Raw genomic sequence first — 20,763 nt, 5'->3', positions numbered from 1 at the left:
CTCCCTTCACCGGGATGACGAACTCAGCGCCGTGGAGCGCTCGGCCTCGGCCCGTAGCAGCGCGTCGACATCGTCGAGGGTCACCGGACGGGTGTCCGCCAGCGCCTTGACATGCGCCGCGACTGCGCGGATCCGTGCATCATCAAGCTGCAGACCAAGCTCGGCTGCCCGCGCTTGCACAGCATGCCAGCCGGTTAAACGATGGGCAATCGCGATGGTACGCGTCCGGCCAAAGTCGGCAGGGTCGATCGCCTCGTAGCTGACCGGCTGGTTCAAGACTGCCTTGGTGTGGATGCCGGCCTTGTGGGTGAACGCGGTCGCGCCGGTGATCGGATTGTTGAACGGGATGGTCACGCCAACGCTTTCGGCCACCAGTTGCTCGAGTTCGCCGAGCTGATGCAGTGCATAGCGCTGGCGCAGTGCTGCTGGATCGCGCGTATAGAGCCGTGCCAGGAGCCCGCCGAGCGGGGTAATCCCGTTCCGCTCGCCGATGCCCAGCACACTAACGTCGATGTGGGTTGCGCCCGCCTCGAGCGCGGCCGCGGCGTTGGCAATGGCGCATCCAGTATCGTTGTGCCCGTGGAATTCGATGTCACGCGTCGTGATCCGGCGAAGCAAGCCGACAAGCCAGGCTACGTCCGTCGGGGTCGCCACGCCGACCGTGTCGGCAATCCCGAGCCGGTCGACGATCCCGAGATGGTCAACGGCGAGGTAGATACGCAGGAGGTCAGCGAGACGGCTGCGGAACGCGTCCTCGAGCGAGAAGCGCAACGCGATGGTTGGCGCTTGGCGCCGGATTTCAGTTAAAACATGGGTTGCCCGCTCGATAATCGCGTCGACATCGAGGCCGTGGCTATAGGCCTGCAAGTAGGGTGACGCGCCAATCACGATGTTCAGTCCATCCACCCCCGCTTCGAGTGCACGCGCAGCGTCGTCGAGATTGCAGCGGATGTGGGCAAGAATCTTGCAGCGCAAACCCAGTTGCGTCAGGGCTCGGCAGTCCGCGAAACTGCCCGGCGAGGCAGCGGGGTTGGTGACTTCAAGGTAGTCGATCCCAAAGGCATCAAGCGCAGTGGCAATCCGAATCTTCTGCTCGCGCGTAAAGTGCGCGTAGGCGAACTGTTCCCCTTCACGCAGCGTCGTATCGATGAGGGCAAACGGTGGTAGCGACAAGGCCGTGCTCCTTTCTCCTCACAGACCACACCAGCACACGCGGCAACGCACACCAACGGCGTTTCCCGCGTTTGGCAAGCGCGCGGTGTGGGGTGAGCCAGGGTAGCACGGGACTCAGGCCAATCGGTGGACATGCATCCCTTGTCGCGTCTCGTTCCATACCGCCTGCGTATCCTATCCAGATCAACACGCTGAGAAAAGCAAGAGCCCCAGGCGCCGGATCAGTCGCCTGGGGCCGTTCGCGCATGCAAGTGCGTCACGCTAGCCTGGACGACCGTCCGGCTTCCGCTGTGTCTGCACCGCTTTTTTCGCCAGGCACCGCGTGACGATCACGAACAACTCCTCCATGCCCCACATCGATCAGGGCATGATTAGCATAGCCGCGTGCAGCGTTCCTGTCAAGAGCCCGGATCTGGTTGGGAATTGACGAAATGCTGCCGGGCGCTTATACTCTACTCGCCGCGTGCAGGCACGCGAACTGCGTTACGCCACGTGTGCTGCAGCGGAAGGTTTCACTCCCTTCCGGCAAGGAAAAAGGAGAACAACGTGCCGGGTTTGGCAGAGCGCCTGCTAGCTGACCTGCAGGAAGCCGTACGAAGTGGCGATGTCACACGCCGCGAAGTCATCCGCTTTCTGCGGGCCGAGATCAAAAATGTCGAGATTGAGAAGGGCCGTCCCTTGACCGATGATGAAATCATTGAAGTCATTCGCCGGCAGATCAAGATGCGGCGTGAGGCGATTGAGCAGTTTGCGCAGGGCGGCCGCACTGACCTGGTTGACCGCGAGTCAGCACAGATTGCTGTGCTGGAACAGTACTTGCCGCCTCAGCTTTCGCCCGATGAACTCCTTGCGCTTGCCCGGCAGGTCGTTGAAGAGGTCGGCGCAGCTGGGCCGAAGGATATGAGCAAGGTTATGCCAGTGCTCCGCGCACGCGTCGGACCACGGGCTGAGGGACAGGCCATTGCTGATGCAGCTCGCCAAGCGCTGAACGAGCGAGCGACGGCGCATCCTTCGTCATGACCCGCCGATCGGTGCTGCACGAGTTGGATTGACTCATGTGGCGGGTACTCCGCGCAAAAGGGAAACAGAGCTCACGGCTCGCGCGGGCGTGGGGCCGCCTGCGCCGTTCCGGGCTGTGGCACCGTCCGGCACTGGTACCCACGGCCTTCGGCGTTGCGCTCAGCACGGGGCTCTTGGCCTTGCTGGCGCTGACCTGGGCGACCGATACCCTCAACTGGCGCGTTGGGCAGATCGCTGACAAGACGATCAAGGCCCCACGCACTGCCACGTTTGAGAGCAAGCTGCTGACCGCTCAGCGTCGCAAGGAAGCCTACGACGATGCCCGCAATGTCGTGTTGGTGCGCGATCCGGCTGTTGGCACAACACAGCTCGACGCGCTCAACCGGCTGCTGGCGCAACTCGACGCGATCCGGGCTGACCATGCCCAGCCGCCGAATGTCGCCGCCCAGAAAGCACAAGCGGCCCTCGACGGCCTCAGCGCTGAAGATGCGCAACTCCTCGTCACGATGAACGATCAGTCGTGGGGGCGTGTCGAAACTGAGGCGCGGCGGCTGCTTTCGCTCGTTATGGCCGACACCGTACGACCTGAAGACGTTGCGTCGGTCAAAGAATCGCTCTTCCTGCGCGTCAATCCGAGCCTCAGCCCGAATGAAGCACGCCTCGCCATCGACCTGGCACGGCCGTTCATCCGCGCAAACGTCCAGGTCGATGAGGAGCGCACCAAGGCCGCCCGCGAGGCAGCCGCGGCTCAGGTCCAGCCGGTCTACGTCACTGTGCAGGCTGGCCAGGTCATCGTTCGTGATGGCGATGTCATCACCCCAGAAATACTGGAGAAGCTTGAGTACTTCGGCCTGCTTGCGCCGCGGCTAACGTGGGAGCGCTTTGTTGGACTGAGCGGATTGCTGGTGGTCATCACGGCCATCTTTACCGTGACGCTCTACCGCTTCCTGCAGCCAACCCGTCAAGCCCGGCAGTTCCTCCTCATCGGCGCGATGGTGCTCAGCGTCGTCGCCGTTGGCCGCTTTGTCTTCATGAACCCCGCGGTGCGCCCGCTCTTCCCCGCCGCTGGCGCCATTATGCTGCTTGCCATCCTCCTCGACGTCCGCGTTGCCGCGATCACCGGCACCTTCACCGGCCTCTACCTCGGCGCCATTGCTGGCCTCTCGTACGAGGTCGTGCTGCTCACGGCGCTGACGAGCCTCGTCGGTGCGCTCGTGATCTGGCGAGCTGAACGTGCACTCACGTTTCTGTGGAGCGTGCTCGCCGTTGGTGGCACGGCTGCCGTCTTGTCAATCCTCTTTGCACTCATTGACCGGTCGTTGACGCCTTCCCAAGCGCTGATGCTCGTCGTTGAAGGTGGCATCAACGGCGCCCTCTCAGCAAGCCTCTGCTTCCTGTCGTTCAGCCTGCTTGGCCGCTTACTCGGCATCACCACCCATCTGCAACTGCTCGAGCTTGCCCACCCCAACCAGCCGCTGCTGAGCCGCCTCGTGCGTGAAGCGCCCGGTACCTATCATCACAGCCTCGTTGTCGGGAACCTGGCCGAGGCCGCTGCCGAGGCCATTGGCGCCGATCCGCTGCTCACCCGTGTCGGCGTGCTCTATCATGATATTGGCAAAGTCTTGCGCCCAAGTTTCTTCGTCGAAAATCAAGCGAACCGCGCCAATGTCCACGATACACTCGATCCACTCACGAGTGCGCAGCTCATCAAGGCGCACGTCACTGACGGCGTACGCCTTGCCAAGAAGGCTCGGTTGCCCCGGCCAATTGTCGAAATGATCGAGCAGCACCATGGCACGATGCTGATCAAATACTTCTACTCCAAAGCGTTGGCCGCTGGTGAGCCGGTCGATGAAGCGGCGTTTCGCTATCCTGGTCCGAAGCCCCAGACGAAGGAGGCCGCAATTATCATGCTTGCCGATGGCGTGGAAGCAGCAGTGCGGGCAGCTGCGCAGTCTGGCAAGTTGTACGAGGGCGACGCCAATGGCCGACGCAGCACTGCGCTCGAAGAGATTGTCGACCGCGTCATCCACGAGCGGCTTGAAGATGGTCAGCTCGACGAATGCGACTTGACGCTGCGAGAGCTTGGCGAGATTCGCCGCGTCTTCCTGACAATTCTCGAGGGCATCTACCATCCGCGCATTGAATACCCCGAAACGCCGCGTCCGGCAGTCGCTGCTGACGATGGGAACCTGGCGCCGGCGCCAGTCGCTGGACAGACGGCCTGACGACGATGGCGCTGCGAGTGACGATCCAGCTCAGCCCAGGGGCAACGCCCGTGAATCGCCGGCGGCTAGCCGATCTCTTACGGTATGCCGCACAGCAGGAAGGGCTCGATGGTGCGCTCAGTGTCTGGGTGTGCCGTGACGACGAAATTGCTGCCCTCCACGAACGTTACCAGGGTATTGCTGGCCCAACCGACGTCCTCACGTTTCCCAATGATCCCCCATATCTCGGGGATATTGCTGTCTCAGCTGACACCGCCGCGGTGCAAGCAGCGGAAGCAGGGCATTCACCTGGCCGCGAAATTGCCTATCTTGCCCTCCATGGCCTCTTGCACCTGGCCGGATATGATGACCAGACGGAAGCAGAGCGGGCGCGGATGCTCGCTCGACAGGATGCTTTGCTTGCTGCCTTTGAGCAGGAGTCGCCCGGTGCTTGGGAACGCCCGTCCACGCGTCAGCCTCGTGCTGACCGTTAAGAATGAAGCAGCGACGTTGCCTGCATTGTTGGCCTCAATTGCCGACCAGACGGTTCTGCCTGATGAAGTGGTCATCGTCGACGGCGGCTCAACCGACGACACGCTCGCCATCCTCGAGCGCTGGCGTGACCGACTGCCACTCGTCATCGATGTCTTCCCCGGTGCCAGCATTAGCCAGGGCAGGAACCGCGCGCTTGCGCTCGCCCGCGGCGACATTGTGGCCGTCACCGATGGGGGCGTAGTGCTCGCGCCCGACTGGCTCGAGCGCCTCGTTGCCCCGTTCACCGCACCGCCAGCCGAGCAGCCTGATGTCGTCGCTGGCGTGTTTCGCCCTGCGCCGCAGACGCTCTTTGAGCATGCCCTGGCTGCCGTCACCCTGCCTGATCCAGAGGAAATTCGGGCTGAAGGCTTCTTGCCCTCGAGCCGCTCTGTCGCCTATCGGCGAAGCTGGTTCCTGGCTGGCGTGCGCTATCCCGAGTGGCTCGACTACTGCGAGGATGTCGTCTTCGATCTGCGCCTCAAGCGGGCCGGTGCCCGTTTTCAGCTTGCGCGTGATGCCGTCGTCGCCTATCGCCCGCGTACCTCGCTCAGCGCGTTCTGGTGGCAGTACTGGCACTATGCGCGGGGTGACGGCAAGGCTGGACTATTCACCCTTCGTCACCTGATCCGCTATGCCGTCTATGGCAGTGTCGGGCCAGTCCTCATCTGGGGGCGGCATCCTGTCGTGCGCCTCGCCGTCTTTCTCGCCGCGCTCAGTTACCTCCGCCGACCCTGGCAGCGGCTCTGGCGTCGTCGCTCAGCCCTGCGTCCGAGAGAGCGCATGCTGGCAGCTCTGCTCGTGCCCGTGTTACGCGCCGTCGGCGACGTGGCGAAGATGGCTGGTTATCCCGTCGGCGTCTGGTGGCGAATCCGACGGTACGGGCTGCGACGCACCTGGCGCACTATTCCTGAGATTGCTCCAGGAGATCAATACCTGCCAGATGCAACAGTTCAGCGCTCCACAATCCCGCGCGCCGGCGAAGCTCGCCCAGCGGGGCCGTAATGCTCTGCTCTTGCCGAAACTCCCCGGCTGGGGTCGTCAGTGCTAGCGCGACGCTGCCGCGGACGCGTGCCTCGCGGTCGGCGCTTGGAAATGCCAGTGCGACGCCGAGCCCGCAGTCTGTGCCTGCCGTCTGCCGGACTGTGACACTCGCCGCGTGGGCGACTGCCTGAAGCGCCTCGCCCGTCACTTCCTGGATATCTGGCTTCACGATGGCCCAGCGGAGTGTCGTTGCCGCATCTGGTGCGTCACTGAGCAAGGCGGCAACACGCCCGCCACTCCCGTGTTCTTCCACCGCCAGCGTCCAGCCGCACATGCGCAGCGGCTCAAGCGCGGCGCCGGCAAGTGACGTCTCCTCGGTGCCATAGACGTGACGGCCAAGCCGTCGTCGTACCTCTTCCGCAGTTGCTTCAAGCAGGCGTTCTGCCTCATCGGCATTGGCCGCGCGAGCCGTAATCCGCACATGGACGCCGTCGTCTTTGGCATAGGTCGCCACGATCGGGTTGGGACGCGCAACGAGGTCCATCAGGCGCTCTTCGACGGCCGATTCACCGAGCCCAATCGTCTTCAGCGTGTGCATCCGGATTGTCTGCCCGCTGCAGTAGGGCAAGAGCCGAGGCAGCGCTTCAGCACGCCACATCCGGATCATCTCGCGCGGCACACCTGGCATAGTCACGATGACATGGTTGTCGTGTCGGACGAACCAGCCCGGTGCAGTCCCCAGTGGGTTTGGTAGCAATTCCGCCGAGGGAATGCGCCAGGCCTGCTTGATGTTCTGTTCCGGCATCGTCTGCCCGCGGGCCGCGAAGAACCCGCGCAGCGTCTCCAGCGCATCCGGGTCGACAGTCGGCGTTTCGTCGAGCAACGCCGCAATCGCCTCGCGCGTCAGATCATCCGCCGTTGGGCCAATGCCGCCTGTCGTGATGATGACTGTCGCATCGTCCCATGCTCGCTGCAGTTGCCGCACAATGTCCGCAAGCCGGTCGCCAACTTGGCTCGACCAGCGGACATCGATGCCAAGGCTTACCAGCTCTTGGCAGAGAAACGTCACATTTGTGTCAGTCAGGTGACCGTCGACAAGCTCCGTCCCGATCGACAGAATCACGGCGTCCATGGCTGCTGGTGCCTCCCATCCGTGCGCCAGCATCTTAGCACGAGGCTCGCCGCTGGCGGAGGACGTGCGTTAAGATGCAACCAGTGGTGTGTGCCTGACCCGAGCAGGGAGGAGAGACATCATGGGCGCACAGTTCAAAAACTATATCAATGGCGAATGGGTTGATGCCCGCAGCGGCGCGACCTACGAGCGGCGTAACCCGGCCACTGGCGAGCTCATCGGCACCTACGCCCAGAGTGGGCCAGAAGATGTTGACGCGGCCGTCCAAGCAGCGAAGGCTGCGTTTGACCGCTGGCGCAAAACCCCGGCTCCAAAGCGGGGTGAGATCCTCTTCCGCGTCGGCCAGTTGCTGGTCGAGCGCAAGGAGCAGCTGGCGCGGGAGATGACCGAAGAGATGGGCAAGGTGCTGGCCGAGGCCCGTGGCGACGTGCAAGAGGCCATTGACATGACGTTCTATATGGCTGGCGAAGGCCGCAGGCTTTGGGGCCAGACGACGCCCTCGGAATTGCCCCACAAGTGGAACATGACGGTGCGCAAGCCGCTCGGTGTCGTTGGCCTGATCACGCCGTGGAATTTCCCGATCGCCATCCCTTCGTGGAAGATCATGCCCGCGCTGATCTGTGGCAACACCGTCGTCTTCAAGCCGGCCAGCTACACGGCTCGCTCGGCAGTGCGGCTGGTCGAGTTGTTTGAGGAAGCAGGGTTGCCGCCGGGGGTCCTCAACCTCGTGCTGGGGAGCGGCGAGACGGTCGGCAACGCCATCGTCAACCATCCAGATGTTGCCTTGATCTCCTTCACTGGCTCCAATGAGATCGGGCAGCAGGTCGCCGTCGCCTGCGCACAGCAGGGCAAGCGCGTCAGCCTCGAGATGGGTGGCAAGAATGCCATCATCGTGATGGACGATGCCGATCTCAAGCTCGCACTCGACGGCATCGTCTGGAGCGCGTTTGGCACGTCTGGGCAGCGCTGCACTGCGGCCAGCCGCATTATCGTCCATGAAGGCGTCTTCCGTGAGCTGGCTGACCAGCTCGAAGTCCGTGTCAGCGCGCTCCGTCTGGGCAACGGGCTCGATCCGCAGACCGACGTCGGTCCAGTTGTCAGCGCCTCGCAACTCGAACGCGTTCACCGTTACGTCGAGATCGGCCAGCAAGAGGGCGCTGAAATCCTCTGTGGTGGTGGCATTGCCCGCGATGGTGAGCTTGCGCGCGGTCACTTCCACCAGCCGACTGTCTTTATCAATGTGCGACCCGACATGCGCATTGCGCAAGAGGAGATCTTTGGCCCGGTCACGGCCCTTATTACCGTGCGCAGCCTTGAAGAGGCGATCCAGGTCTGCAACGGCGTCCGCTACGGTCTCTCGGCGTCGATCTACACCCGTGACATTACCAAGGCCTTCCGGGCAATCGAAGACGTCTACACCGGTGTCTTCTACGTCAACGCTGGCACGATCGGCGCGGAGATCCACCTGCCGTTTGGCGGTACCAAGGGCACGGGCAACGGCCACCGCGAGGCTGGCCAAGCCGCGCTCGATGTCTTCAGCGAGTGGCAGGCAGTCTACATCGACTACAGTGGCCGGCTCCAGCGCGCGCAGATCGATGTCGAATCGCTGCCGGTTGACGGCTAGCTTACGCCCTCGCAAGCTGCATCGCGCGCCAGCCTGCGCTTACACCTGGCAGGCTGGCGCGTATCCTGTGCTCGTTACGCTTCGGGACGTCGTGGCACGGGTTGCCCGGCGCCTCGCCGTGTCTGCTGGAGCCAGAAGAGCAATGGCAACGTCAGCAACGCGGGCAAGGCTGCGCCGGGGAAAATGGCCCGGGGTGTCAGGTGCTCGTAGAGCGGCGTAAACCAGCTTGGCGCCACGCCCTGCGCTAAGAACTTCGCCACCCCGACGTAGGCCGAAAGGGTGCCGCGGTATTCCGGCAGCGCGGTGATGGCCAAAGTGTTGATCGCGGCCCAGCTTGCAATTGTGAGCGTGCCCAGCAGAAAGTTCCCGAGGCCGAAGAGCCACGGCGTCGGCGCCAGGGCCAGCAGGACAAGCGCCAGGGCCATGCCGGTTTCGCCAAGCCATCCGGCCTGGACGATGCCGAGCCGGTCAACGAGCATGCCTGCCAGTGGCCCCACGAGGAGTCCGGCGAGCCCGTAGAGGCTGAGCAGAATGCCGATCGTTTGCTCAGGCGTCTGCCAGCGTTCCCGGAGATATTCCCCAAAGAGGTAGTTTGCTCCTGCTCCAGCAGCGTTGGTCAAGAAGGCGACGCCAGCAAGCAGAAGCACGAGCCGGGTCTGCTGCCGCAAGGCCTCGCTAAGTTGCCGCAGCGCAGTAAAGCGGTCGGGTGAGGCCGCCCGCTGCGTTCCGATTGCGTAACGACTGAACCACCAGGCGAGCCATAGCCCGATGGCAACACTCCAGCCCGCGCTGACGAAGTAATAGGCCCGCCAGCTGTACGGGCCAACGGCGCCAGCAAGCAACGGGCCGAGCAGCATTCCCGACGTGTTCAGGCTCGTGAAGATCCCCATCGCCCTCCCGTGCTGGGCCGGCTCGACAGCATCACCGATTGTCGCCATGAGAATCGGTGTCATAAAGGCGTTGGTGAGCCCCTGCAGCACTTGGCTGAGCAAGAAACTCGGCAAGTTCCATGACAGTCCCGCGATTGCTGTTGCCAGCCCATAGCCAAAGAAGCCAAGGAGTGCTGTTGTGCGCCGCGAGGTCAGATCGGAGATGCTGCCAGAGAAGAGTTGTGCGCCGGCGAAGGCGAACATGTACGCCGGGATCGCCAAGGAGAGCGCTGCTCGGTCAACGCCAAAGGCAACAGTGAGCTGATGAAAGATGACCGATAACCCCCATGACCCAAGTGGCCCGACGGTTGCCCCAATATGCAGCGGAAGCAGCTGCCGCTGGTGCAGACCGCGTCGCTCTGCAACTGAGGCTGTGCCCACTGCACGCTCCTCTCCACCAATCATCAGCGACAGCGCCGGAAGTATACGCTGCCTTTCCTGCTCCTGGCGTGCCTGCTGTTCAACCATCGCGAACACCGGGCGCAGGCCGATGCCACGCCCTCGGGGAGCGCACGCATCCCTGTTTGTGCACCTGCCCAAAATCCTGAATCCAAATTGGGCACATTCGGCAAGCACGGGCCGTGCTCAGCCCGCTAGACTCCAGATCGGCAGGACGCGATCGCCGCACAGTTCGTGATCCTGCACAAGAAGCCAGCGCTGGTGCATGTGCCTCACTGCCGAGGCGACCGGACAGTTGATGGAGCGGCAACGGTGCCGCCGATGAAAGGGGGCTGCAATGGATGCAGGGCACATCGCGTGGATGCTTGTTGCGACGGCGCTCGTGTTAATGATGACGCCCGCTCTCGGCTTCTTCTATGGGGGGCTGGTTCGGGCCAAGAACGCCCTCAACACTATGATGATGAGTTTCGCGGCGATCGGCGTCGTCGGGCTGGCCTGGGCACTCCTCGGCTATACTATCGCCTTTTCCTCTGGCAATGCAGTCATTGGTGACCTCTCCTATGCGCTGTTGCGTGGTGTTGGATTGACTGCACAAGGGCAGATCCCGCATGTGCTCTTCTTCGCCTTCCAAGCGACCTTTGCCATTATTACTGCTGCACTGGTCTCTGGCGCTGTCGTTGAGCGCATGCGCTTTGTCCCATACCTCCTCTTCCTCTTGGCCTGGTCGCTTGTGATCTACGCGCCAATTGCCCACTGGGTCTGGGGTGGAGGCTGGCTTGGCAAACTTGGTGCACTTGATTTTGCTGGTGGCACTGTTGTCCACGTTAACGCTGGTGTTGCCGCCCTCGTCGCCGCGCTCATCCTCAAGCAGCGCTGTGACTACGGACGGCAAGCAATCTTGCCGCATCACATTCCCTTCACCTTGCTTGGCGCTGCGCTGCTCTGGATCGGCTGGTTCGGCTTTAACGCTGGAAGCGCGCTCCAGTCCAATGAGATTGCGGCGCTCGCCTTCGTCAACACGTTCCTTGCGCCAATGGCCACGGCAGTCGTCTGGATGATCCTCGACCTCGTCCGGACTGGGAAAGCAACAGCCGTTGGATTGGCGACGGCGATTGTCGTCGGGCTCGTTGCCATCACGCCGGCTGCGGGGTTCATCAGCCCCTTCTCGAGCATTGTCCTGGGCGCACTCGCCGCATTCCCAAGCTACTTCGCGTTGCTCTGGCGGGCACGGACTGCTATCGATGACTCGCTCGATGTCTTCTCCGCACACGGCATCGGTGGCATGACTGGGGCGCTGCTGACTGGTGTCTTTGCCGAGAAGAGCTGGAACGGCGTCGCTGATGGCTTGCTCTTTGGCAACCCGCGTCAGTTGCTGATTCAGGCGATCGCCGTCATCGCCGTCATGCTCTACACCGCGATCGGCACCGTCGTGATCCTCAAGCTCTTGAGCCTGGCGATGGCACTGCGCGTCACCATGGCGAGTGAGCGTCTTGGCCTTGATGTCAGCGAGCATGGTGAAGAAGCCTATGGCAGCGGCGAAGGAGCGGTGCTGGTGCTGCCGACCGAGCGCATGACAAGCGCGCCCGTTGCCACGCCGTTGAAGATCACGAAGGAAGGTGCCGCATGAAGCTGATCGTTGCCATCATTCGGCCCGAGAAGCTCAACGATGTCCTAGAAGCACTCTTCCGTGCAGAAGTCCGTGGCTTGACGATCTCCCAGGTGCGCGGCCATGGCGGCGAGATGGAAGCGGTCGAAAACTATCGCGGGACGACGGTCAAGATGGAACTCTCCCACAAAATCCGCCTTGAGATCGGGGTGTCCGACCACTTCGTCGAGCCAACCGTCAACGCGATTCTCCAGTCCGCGCGCACTGGCGACGTCGGCGATGGCAAGATCTTCGTCCTGCCGGTTGAACGGGTCTACCGGATCCGAACCGGTGAACGTGACGAAGCTGCCGTCACTCCAATTCGCTGATTCCATTACTGGTGCTCCTCTCCCACCCACCACTGCCCGCCAGGCTAACCCCCTGGTGGGCAGCCTTTGTTGCCAGGCCCAGATGCGGCGCATACTATCTGGCCTGGCACAGTGAAGGCCTAACTCGTGGGTAAGAACGCGAGCGGTGTGCGTCCGTGATAAACATGGTGACGAGGGGCCGGCGAACCGAACCCCTCGTCACACAGCCTGCCGGGAACAGGGAGTTGGAGTGGGCAAGAGTTTAGTCAGCCGCCGGAGCTGCCGCGGCTTGGCGCGCAGCCAAGCGAGCACGGGCCCGCGCCGGTGGCTCGTTGGGCACTTCGACCGGCGGGTGTGGCACAACCTTCCAGAAGTGTGGCAGGTAGTCCTCCCACCGGTCGAGGATCGCCTGGCCGCGTGGACTGTTCGTCCAGGCAACATGCTCAGCAATCAGCGCGCGCAGTGCTTCCGCTTCAGCCGGATCGTCAAGACGGGCCAACGACACATAAGCTGGGTTGTAGCGCTTCGTGAACTGGCCGGTGAGGTCAAGGACATAGGCTGTGCCGTGGGTCATGCCCGAAGCGAAGTTGCGGCCGGTTTCGCCCAGCACGACGACGGTGCCAGCCGTCATATACTCGCAGCCGTGATCGCCCACGCCTTCGACAACGGCAGTTGCGCCAGAGTTACGCACGGCGAACCGCTCACCTGCCTGGCCAGCCACGAACAGCTTGCCACCGGTCGCGCCGTAGAGAACCGTATTCCCAACGATCACTTGTGGGCGGCTTGCGTCGCTCGGCAGATCGATTGGCCGCACGATGATCTCGCCACCAGACATGCCCTTGCCAACGTAGTCGTTAGCTTCGCCGTTGAGCACGAGCCGCAGGCCATTGGTGCACCATGCCCCGAAGCTCTGACCGGCCTGACCCGTCAGTTCGATCTCGATGAGCCCGGCTGGTGGCGTATTCCGGCCATAGCGCCGGGCGAGTTCGCCAGCAATCCGTGCACCAACGGCACGGTGATGGTTCCGCACCGTGGCTGTGAGATGGACAGGCGTGCCGTGTTCAAGCGCTGGCTGGCATTGCGGCAGCAGGGTCTCGTCCAGCGGCGGGCCGCTCACGTCTTGGAAGTCGTTCCGTAGCCAGAAGCAACGGCGTGGCGTCTCTGCATCGCCAGGCAGCGTAAGGATGGCCGAAAGGTCGAGGGTCGCCCCAGGGCCTTCGGGATTCGGTACCTGGGTCAGTAGGTCAACGCGGCCGACAATCTCGTCCAGCGTCCGCGCGCCGAGCCGTGCCAGGTATTCGCGCACCTCTTCGGCTAGCATGGTGAAGTAGTTGATCACGTGCTCTGGCTTGCCCTGAAAGCGCGCCCGCAGGTCTTCGCGCTGCGTCGCGATCCCAGTTGGGCAAGTGTTAAGATGGCACTGCCGGGCCATGTCGCATCCGATCGAGACCATCGCTGCCGAGCCAAAGCTGAACTCCTCAGCGCCCAGCAATGCCGCGATGATGACGTCCCGTGCGGTCTGGAGCCCACCGTCCGTGCGCAACCGGACACGGCTCCGCAGGTCATTGAGCACCAGCGTCTGCTGCGTCTCAGCCAACCCGAGTTCCCAGGGGACGCCTGCGTACTTGATCGAGGACAGTGGTGACGCGCCAGTGCCGCCAGCGTGCCCGCTGATCAGGATATAGTCAGCGTGTGCCTTGGCCACGCCAGCGGCAATCGTGCCGACACCAGCCTCAGCCACGAGCTTCACACCGACTCGCGCTCGTGGGTTGACCTGCTTGAGGTCGTAGATCAACTGGGCAAGGTCTTCAATGCTGTAGATGTCGTGGTGTGGCGGCGGTGAAATCAGCGCAATGCCTGGAATCGCGTGGCGAAGGCGGGCGATGAACGCCGTCACCTTATGCGCTGGCAGCTGGCCACCCTCGCCAGGCTTCGAGCCCTGGGCGATCTTAATCTCCAGTTCGTCGGCGTGCACCAGATACTCCGTCGTCACGCCAAACCGGGCTGATGCGACCTGCTTAATCCGGCTGTGGGGGATGTCCGGCCCTGGCTCGTAATACCAGTCGGGATCTTCGCCACCTTCACCGGAGTTGCTCCGTCCGCCAATCCGGTTCATCGCGATGGCCAAGGTGCGGAAGGCTTCCGGGCTCAGTGCACCAAGCGACATCGCCGTCACCACGAAGCGCTTGCGGATCGACTCCATCGGCTCGACTTCGTCCAGGGGAATCGGTGTTGTCGGCCGGAAGGTGAGCAGGTCGCGCAACGCCATCGGCGGTCGCGATTCGATCAGTTGCACGAACGCGCGGTACTGCGTCCGGTCGCCAGTTTGAACGGCCTGCTGGAGCGCGCGCACGTTCATTGGGCTATAGGCATGGTATTCACCGTCCTTGCGGAACCGCGCCATACCATAGTCAGGAAGCTTCTCGATCGGCTCGGCATATGCCAGCCGATGGCGCTCCAGCACGCGCTCACCGATACCTCGGAGGTCGAGTCCACCCAGACGAGCTGGCGTGCCGGTGAAGTAGCGCTCGACAACGGTGTCTGCCAGGCCGATGATCTCGAACAGTTGGGCACCCTGGTAGCTTGCCAGGGTTGAGATGCCCATCTTGGACATCACCTTGAGCAGCCCTGCCTCCAGCGACTCCTTATAGCGCTGCTCGAGGGTCTCTGGGCTCAGTTCCTCGCAGCCCCGTGTGCCGGCAAAGCTGCGCGCCACTTCAAAGGCAAGATAGGGATGAATCGCTGACGCGCCGTAGCCGATCAGCACCGCTGCCTGGTGCACGTCCCAGACATCGCCAGTGTCGCAGACGATTGATGCGCGCATCCGCTTGCCGACCCGGATGAGGTGGTGATGCAAGCCACCGACTGCCAACGGCATCGGGATCGGCGCATGCTCGGCGTCCACACCGCGGTCGCTCAGCACGAGGATCGTTGCTCCGTGGTCAACGACCGCTTCAGCATCGCGCAGCAGTTGCTCAAGCGCGGTCATGAGCCCGTCTGGGCCGTCAGCGACTGGGAAAACAGCGGGCAGGACGACAGCACGCAGTTCTGGCGTCTGCAGCGCCACGAGCGCGTGGAGCGCGCGCTCAGTCAGCACTGGGCTGGGCAGGTGCAGCAGCCGCGCGTGCTCGGGCGTCTCGGTCAGCAGGCTTTGGCGTGGCCCAAGGTAGACGTCGAGCGCCATCACAAGCTTCTCGCGCAGCGGGTCGATCGGTGGGTTCGTCACCTGTGCGAAGCGCTGACGGAAGAAATGGGCGAGTGGTCGTGGAAAACGTGAAAGGACGGCCAGTGGCGCGTCATCGCCCATCGACCAGACCGGTTCCTTGGCTTCCACTGCCATGGGATGGATGACCAGGCGCTGATCTTCTGCGCTGAAGCCAAAGGCGACTTGTCGCGCGAGTACCTGCTTCTCTGTCAGCTCATGGCCATTGTAGCTGGTATGCCCGTTGGTTTCGACCTGTTCGCTCAGATGATAGGTATGTGTCTTTACCCATTGCTCATACGGCCGCTGGGTGGCCAGTTGGGCCTTGATCTCATCGTCATGCCACAACAGCCCACGCTGGACATCGACTGCCAGCATCTGGCCTGGTCCGAGACGACCGCGCTCGAGGATCGGATGACCACGCAGGTCGATCACGCCGGTCTCGCTCGCCAGGACAACGAGCCCATCCTCGGTCACGGTATAGCGCGCTGGGCGTAGGCCGTTGCGGTCGAGCACCGCGCCAGCGATGCGGCCGTCGGTGAATGCGATGGCCGCCGGACCATCCCACGGCTCCATCAGACAGGCGTGATAGGCGTAGAACCCACGCAGTGCCTCGTCGAGATGTGGCATGTGTTCCCACGCTGCCGGGACGAGCATTGCGACGGCGTGGAGCAGTTCGCGCCCGGAAAGTTCCAGCAACTCCAGGACGTTGTCGAGGCTCAGCGAATCGCTCCCCGTCGGTTCGATCACCGGGAGCAGGTCGCGAATCCGCTCGCCCCAGAGGTCGGAGCAAAGTTCCGGCTCGCGGGCACGCATCCAGTTCCGGTTGCCTTGCAGCGTGTTGATCTCGCCATTGTGTGCCAACCGGCGAAACGGCTGGGCCAGTTGCCAGGTCGGGAAGGTGTTGGTGCTGTAGCGCTGGTGGAAGAGTGCAAGTGCACTCTCCAGCTCAGGATCCTGCAGATCCAGGTAGAAGCCAGCCAGGTCGCGAGCGACAAACAGCCCCTTGTAGACGAGTGTCCGGCAGGACAATGAGGGGACAAAGAAGTCGCTAATGCCGCGTTCCTTGGCAAACCGCTCGATACGGCGACGGGCCAGGTAGAGCCGTCGTTCGAACTCCATCGGCTCCATCCGCTCCGGCCGGGCGACGAGCAGATGGCGGATTGTTGGCATTGTCTCACGTGCCTTCTGCCCCAGCACATCCGGGTTCACCGGCACAACACGCCAGCCGAGGAAGGTCAGCCCTTCGGCCGCGATCGCCGCAGCACATTCCTCCTGCAGGGCGGCTGCTGCTTCGGGTTGCTGGGGGAGGAAGACGAGCCCCGCTGCCAGCACGGCCGGGTCGATCGTCTGTCCGGTGAGCCGCGCGACTTCCCGAGCAAGCAGCTTGCGCGGGAGCTGGATGGTGATCCCAGCGCCGTCGCCGGTCTTCGCGTCAGCATCGACTGCCCCGCGGTGGGTCAAATTGACGACTGCCTCGAGTGCGTAGGCGACAATGCGGTGGCTGGGTACGCCGGAGAGGTCGGCGACAAAGCCTGTCCCGCACGCGTCGTGCTCGTACTCTGGTCGATACAGTGGCGCCTTTGCCAGATGCGCGTCGTTGCGCTGCATTGCTGTTCCCTTCCCTACGTATTGTTGATCTGGAGCGAGCCTGCTCCGGTACGACTCCGCTGATAGGAATCAGCAACTCGCCGTCAACGGCGACGGCGTGCACGTCCTAGCGTGTTCGCGCGGGGGTTCCGCTTGATTTTCTTCCGGAAGGCCTTACTGAAGGAAGAGGTAACGCGGGGATATCGGGAAGATTCCCAGCGACATGGACCACTGTCAGTGCACAGTGGGGAAAACAATCACGCGGCCGCAGCGTTGCGTCCAGCATTTGGGCCTCCTCACCCACCGAGACACGCGCCGTTGCGTGCCTCCTGCCATCATCGATTAGCTCACCAGTATAGTGGCTTGCCCAAGAGAATGCAAGCCCTTTTGTGCACGATGTCACGAAGCCGTCATATGCCACTGCTCGACGCCAAGGCGCAGGCGCAAAGCAAGGGGCGTAAGCGACGGCGCCTGCAGGTGTGTCGACCAGAGGACCACCCGGTCGGGGAATGCCAGCGGCAGCACTGGCAGATCGTTGAGCAATGTCTGTTGCAGTTGCTGGTAGGCCGCTTGGCGTTTGCTTCGGTCGTCGGTGGCAAGGCCATCAGCAAGCGCTTTGTCGACTGCTGCGCTTGCGTAGTGCATGAGGTTGAGGCCACTGTAGAACGCATTACTTGACCAGACATCGCTCTGGTCTGGGTCGATGCCCCAGTTGATCGTGAGCAAGGCCGCTTGAAAATCGCGTGTCTCGGTGAGTCGCTTGCGCACCTCGCTCCAGGGCTGGAAGTCAATGGTGACATCAACGCCGAGCGTGCGCCACTGGTTCGCGAGCCAGATGGCAAGCGCGCGTTCGCCGGGATCGGCGCCAGTTGCCAGCAAGGTGAACTGCAGCCGTTTGCCGTTATGTTGCCGGAAGCCGTCAGAGCCCACCGTCCAGCCAGCCTGGTCGAGTAGTTGCCCGGCTTCCGTGCGGTTTGGCCCCGGCACATTGTTCACGGCACTGGCTGCCCAGGAGGCTGGCGGGATTGTCCCCTGGGCGACGCGCGCCGCCCCGCCGTAGATCTCTTTGACCATCGCGGCTCGGTCGAGCGCGAGGAAGAGCGCCTTGCGTACCCGTGCGTCCTGGAACAGCGTGAACTTACTCGAATCGAGTTGGAACGCAACAACGGTCAGCCCAAAGCCTGGCAGCGTCTTCTTGGTTACGCCGGGAATGTCCGGCACGTTCGTTGCCAACGACGCGCTCACGGTTGCCCACTGCACCTGACCGTTGCGGAGCGCGGCAACAAGATCATCGAGCGAGGGGAAAATGCGGTAGATATATTGCTCGACTTGTGGAGCGCCGCGAAAGTAGTTGGGATTGCGAGTGAAGACAATCGTCTCGCCGCGTACCCACTGGCTGAGGGTAAACGGCCCAGTGCCGACGGCTGAGCTAATCCCAAACGGGTCAGTGATCAGCTGAGCGGGCTGGATACTGCCGAGAAGGTGCTCCGGGACAATCCCAAGCGTTGCAATCGTGGTCAGGAATGCTGCGTCGGGGGCGTAGAGCGTAATGGCAACTGTCTGCTGGTCAATCGCCGTCACACTTTTGACATGCCCCGCTAAGCGCGAGTAGCGCGGCGAGCGCACGTTCTCGTCCATCATCCGCTGATAGGTGAAGACGACATCTTGTGCCGTGAGCGGCTGTCCGTCGTGCCACTGCACGCCAGGTCGCAGATGGAAGGTGTAGGTCTGCCGGTCGTCGCTCACGTCCCATGATGCGGCTAATGCCGGTGTCGGCTCGCCCGTCTGTGGGTCGACGGAAACGAGGCCGTCAAAGACCAAATGACTCAATTCTTCCGAAAGCGGGTCGGCGACAAACAGCGGGTTCAGCGTTCGCGGCTCGTCAAGGCCGCCCTCGACCAGCGTCCGGGACGCAACAGCTGGCATCGTTTGCCCTGTTGCTGGCGGCGATACTGTCACCGCTGCTGGCGCGGCCTGCTGGACCGCTTGGCTGGTAGCTGGCGTTGGCGTCGCGGTTGATCCTGCCCGCTTTCCCCAGGAGCAGCCCGGCACGAGGAGCAGCAGCGTGAGCACAATGCCGATCCAGACGTGCCGGTGTTGTTTCTGCTGTCGCACCCACTCGCCTCCAGCGGCTCGTGTGCTTCCCCGGGCAGAATGCTAACACTCCGGGGAAGCACCACGCCGATGGCCAATGACTTATTCGAGTGGCACGCGCGTCAGGAAGTGCTGATACCGCGGCTCCTCTCCGCGCACAACGGCGAAGAACAGCTCTTGCAGCCGCTTGGTGATTGGCCCGATCTCACCGTTGCCGACGGTACGCCCATCAACCACGCCGACCGGTGAAATTTGCGCACCCGTGCCGCAGAGGAAGATTTCATCGCAGATATAGAGCTCGGTTCGGTCGATTTCTCGCTCCTCGACCGGGATGCCAAGGTCGTGTGCATATTGGATGATCGTGCGGCGGGTGATGCCCTCAAGGATGTCGGCCGTGATCGGCGAGGTAATGAGCGTGCCGTTGCGGACAATGAAGATATTGGCGCCGCTGGCCTCAGCAACTTTGCCCTCAGCGTTTAACATAATGGCATCGTCGAACCCAGCTTCTTCGGCTTGATCGTGCGCGAGTGCCGAGTTGACGTATGCCCCTGAAACCTTCCCCCGGCTCGGGATGATGTTGTCTTCGACCCGGCGCCAGGATGAGACCATCACGCGGATCGGCTTGGTCACTGGCAAGTATTCCTGAAGCGGAATGAGATAGATGGCCAGCTCATCGCGGATGCCGCGCAGTTTTGGCCCAAGCTCCAGATCGGCCTTATAGATGAAGGGGCGAATGTAGACGTCGAAGCGTGGCGCATTGCGCTTGATCAACTCGACGATGATCTGGGCCACGCCGTCAGCGTCGTACGGCAGGGTGGCACGAATAAAGCGGGCTGATTGCATGAGCCGGCGGGTGTGGTCGGGAAGGCGGAACACGTTAATCGCTTGGCCATCGGCCGTCAAATAGCCGCGAATCCCGCCAAACACGCCAGTGCCATATTGCAGCGCGTGGGTCGCGATGCTTACTTTGGCTTGGTCCGATGGCACAATCTGCCCTTCAAAAAAGGCGTACGGGAGTAACTCGCTCCGTGGCATACCTTCCGTGCTCCTTCCCTTATCGCCCAGCAGCTTGCAGTAGTGTGCGTGCCGCTGCAGCGAGCAGGCTTGTCGTGTTGGCCGCGAGCAGTCGGAACCCGCGCGCAAGCTGACGCTCGACTTGCTCCGGTGTTGGTGCGGTCGTGCCCAGTGGCAGGCGCCCATCGACCATGGCGACAATCCGGTCAACCATGGCCTGGACTTCAGGATGGAGTGGTTGTCCCGGATAGCCCATCGACTGTGCAAGGTCGTTCGGCCCCACGAACAAGAGATCAATCCCGGGCACGTCGAGGATCGCGGGCAGGCGCTCGACCGCCTCAACACTCTCGATCTGGACAATCACCAGTGTCTCAGCGTTCGCCTGGCGGACGTACTCCGAGAGCGGCGCTTCAACACCAAAGCCGGCTGCTCGTACCCCAGCGACGCCACGCCGTCCTTCTGGATGGTACTTTGCTGCCCGCACCACTGCCCGTGCTTCGTCGGCGCTGTTGACCTGTGGCACCATAATGCCGCCCGGGCCAATGTCGAGATAGCGGAGAATGACCTGCTGCACGTTTTGCGGCACGCGAATCAGCGGGGTCGCCCCGCCAGCTTCGCTCGCGAGCACCATGTGATACGCCGACTCGATCGACGTCGGCCCGTGCTCGCAGTCGATCAAGACAAAGTCGAAGCCGAGCCGCGCGACCAACTCAGCAAGCTCGGCTGACGGATATGGTACGAAACACCCAATGACGGCTTCACCGGCCGCCAGTTTCCGCTTGAGCATATTTTCCCGCACGGCGCCATCCCTTCGTCTACGCCCGGCATTCTACTACCGTCTGCCGCGTTGCGCGCTCCCTGGCTCGCCAGCGCCGGAGGAGAGCAGTATAGTATCCTAGTTGCGCCCCGTG

Annotated in this window: 14 protein-coding genes; 7 read left to right on the top strand and 7 right to left on the bottom strand. The window is 62.8% G+C overall.

The features are described from left to right. Positions 1-6 precede the first annotated feature (6 nt). Positions 7-1,173: a homocitrate synthase gene (lysS, locus tag N675_RS03270; RefSeq protein ID WP_038038075.1), complete on the bottom strand. Its 1,167-nt coding sequence runs from the start codon at positions 1,171-1,173 to the stop codon at positions 7-9. A gap of 546 nt (positions 1,174-1,719) precedes the next feature. On the opposite strand from lysS, the gene N675_RS03265 reads away from it, so the two are divergent. The 4 genes from N675_RS03265 to N675_RS03250 are packed head-to-tail and all read left to right on the top strand — an operon-like array spanning position 1,720 to position 5,936. Continuing rightward, complete coding sequence (locus tag N675_RS03265; protein WP_051914019.1) at positions 1,720-2,193, top strand: GatB/YqeY domain-containing protein; 474 nt, start codon at positions 1,720-1,722, stop codon at positions 2,191-2,193. Between the two features lie 35 nt (positions 2,194-2,228). Next, on the top strand, positions 2,229-4,421 hold the full coding sequence (locus N675_RS03260) for an HD family phosphohydrolase (RefSeq protein ID WP_081886826.1): 2,193 nt from the start codon (positions 2,229-2,231) through the stop codon (positions 4,419-4,421). A 17-nt stretch (positions 4,422-4,438) separates the two neighbouring features. Further along, complete coding sequence (gene ybeY, locus N675_RS03255; protein ID WP_231577922.1) at positions 4,439-4,894, top strand: rRNA maturation RNase YbeY; 456 nt, start codon at positions 4,439-4,441, stop codon at positions 4,892-4,894. Beyond that, a complete protein-coding gene (locus tag N675_RS03250; protein ID WP_231577921.1) occupies positions 4,848-5,936 on the top strand; it encodes a glycosyltransferase in 1,089 nt (362 codons plus the stop codon). The genes ybeY and N675_RS03250 overlap by 47 nt, the downstream gene beginning before the upstream one ends. On the opposite strand, the gene N675_RS03245 is transcribed toward N675_RS03250, so the two are convergent. After that, positions 5,836-7,047: a CinA family nicotinamide mononucleotide deamidase-related protein gene (locus tag N675_RS03245; protein ID WP_038038073.1), complete on the bottom strand. Its 1,212-nt coding sequence runs from the start codon at positions 7,045-7,047 to the stop codon at positions 5,836-5,838. The two genes, N675_RS03250 and N675_RS03245, sit on opposite strands and share 101 nt — an antisense overlap. Before the next feature lie 121 nt (positions 7,048-7,168). Between N675_RS03245 and N675_RS03240 the strand changes: the two genes are divergently transcribed. After that, a complete protein-coding gene (locus tag N675_RS03240; protein WP_038038072.1) occupies positions 7,169-8,671 on the top strand; it encodes an aldehyde dehydrogenase family protein in 1,503 nt (500 codons plus the stop codon). A gap of 74 nt (positions 8,672-8,745) precedes the next feature. Here the strand turns inward: N675_RS03240 and N675_RS03235 are convergent, their stop codons facing one another. Then, complete coding sequence (locus tag N675_RS03235) at positions 8,746-9,981, bottom strand: MFS transporter (RefSeq protein ID WP_197066263.1); 1,236 nt, start codon at positions 9,979-9,981, stop codon at positions 8,746-8,748. A gap of 355 nt (positions 9,982-10,336) precedes the next feature. Here N675_RS03235 and N675_RS03230 point away from each other — a divergent pair, with 355 nt between their 5' ends. Both N675_RS03230 and N675_RS03225 read left to right on the top strand, forming a co-directional pair. Further along, complete coding sequence (locus N675_RS03230) at positions 10,337-11,626, top strand: ammonium transporter (RefSeq protein ID WP_038038070.1); 1,290 nt, start codon at positions 10,337-10,339, stop codon at positions 11,624-11,626. Further along, entirely contained in the window at positions 11,623-11,973 is a 351-nt protein-coding gene (locus N675_RS03225; protein WP_038038069.1) for a P-II family nitrogen regulator, read from the top strand. Before N675_RS03230 ends, N675_RS03225 begins: the two co-directional genes overlap by 4 nt. 241 nt (positions 11,974-12,214) lie before the next feature. Here the strand turns inward: N675_RS03225 and gltB are convergent, their stop codons facing one another. The 4 genes from gltB to N675_RS03205 form a co-directional block, all read right to left on the bottom strand. Beyond that, the gene (gene gltB, locus N675_RS03220) at positions 12,215-16,765 is read right to left on the bottom strand and encodes a glutamate synthase large subunit (protein ID WP_051914017.1); all 4,551 of its coding nucleotides are present in this window, start codon (positions 16,763-16,765) and stop codon (positions 12,215-12,217) included. Between the two features lie 378 nt (positions 16,766-17,143). Continuing rightward, the gene (locus N675_RS03215; RefSeq protein WP_051914014.1) at positions 17,144-18,859 is read right to left on the bottom strand and encodes an ABC transporter substrate-binding protein; all 1,716 of its coding nucleotides are present in this window, start codon (positions 18,857-18,859) and stop codon (positions 17,144-17,146) included. Positions 18,860-18,940: 81 nt separating this feature from the next. Further along, a complete protein-coding gene (locus N675_RS03210; RefSeq protein ID WP_038038068.1) occupies positions 18,941-19,873 on the bottom strand; it encodes a branched-chain amino acid transaminase in 933 nt (310 codons plus the stop codon). A 19-nt stretch (positions 19,874-19,892) separates the two neighbouring features. Continuing rightward, complete coding sequence (locus N675_RS03205) at positions 19,893-20,651, bottom strand: HpcH/HpaI aldolase family protein (RefSeq protein WP_051914013.1); 759 nt, start codon at positions 20,649-20,651, stop codon at positions 19,893-19,895. Positions 20,652-20,763 lie beyond the last annotated feature (112 nt).

Source organism: Thermorudis peleae, assembly GCF_000744775.1.
Taxonomy (GTDB): Bacteria; Chloroflexota; Chloroflexia; order Thermomicrobiales; family Thermomicrobiaceae; genus Thermorudis; species Thermorudis peleae.
Note: the sequence above shows the minus strand (reverse complement) of the source record. Positions and strands in the feature narration are given on the sequence as shown.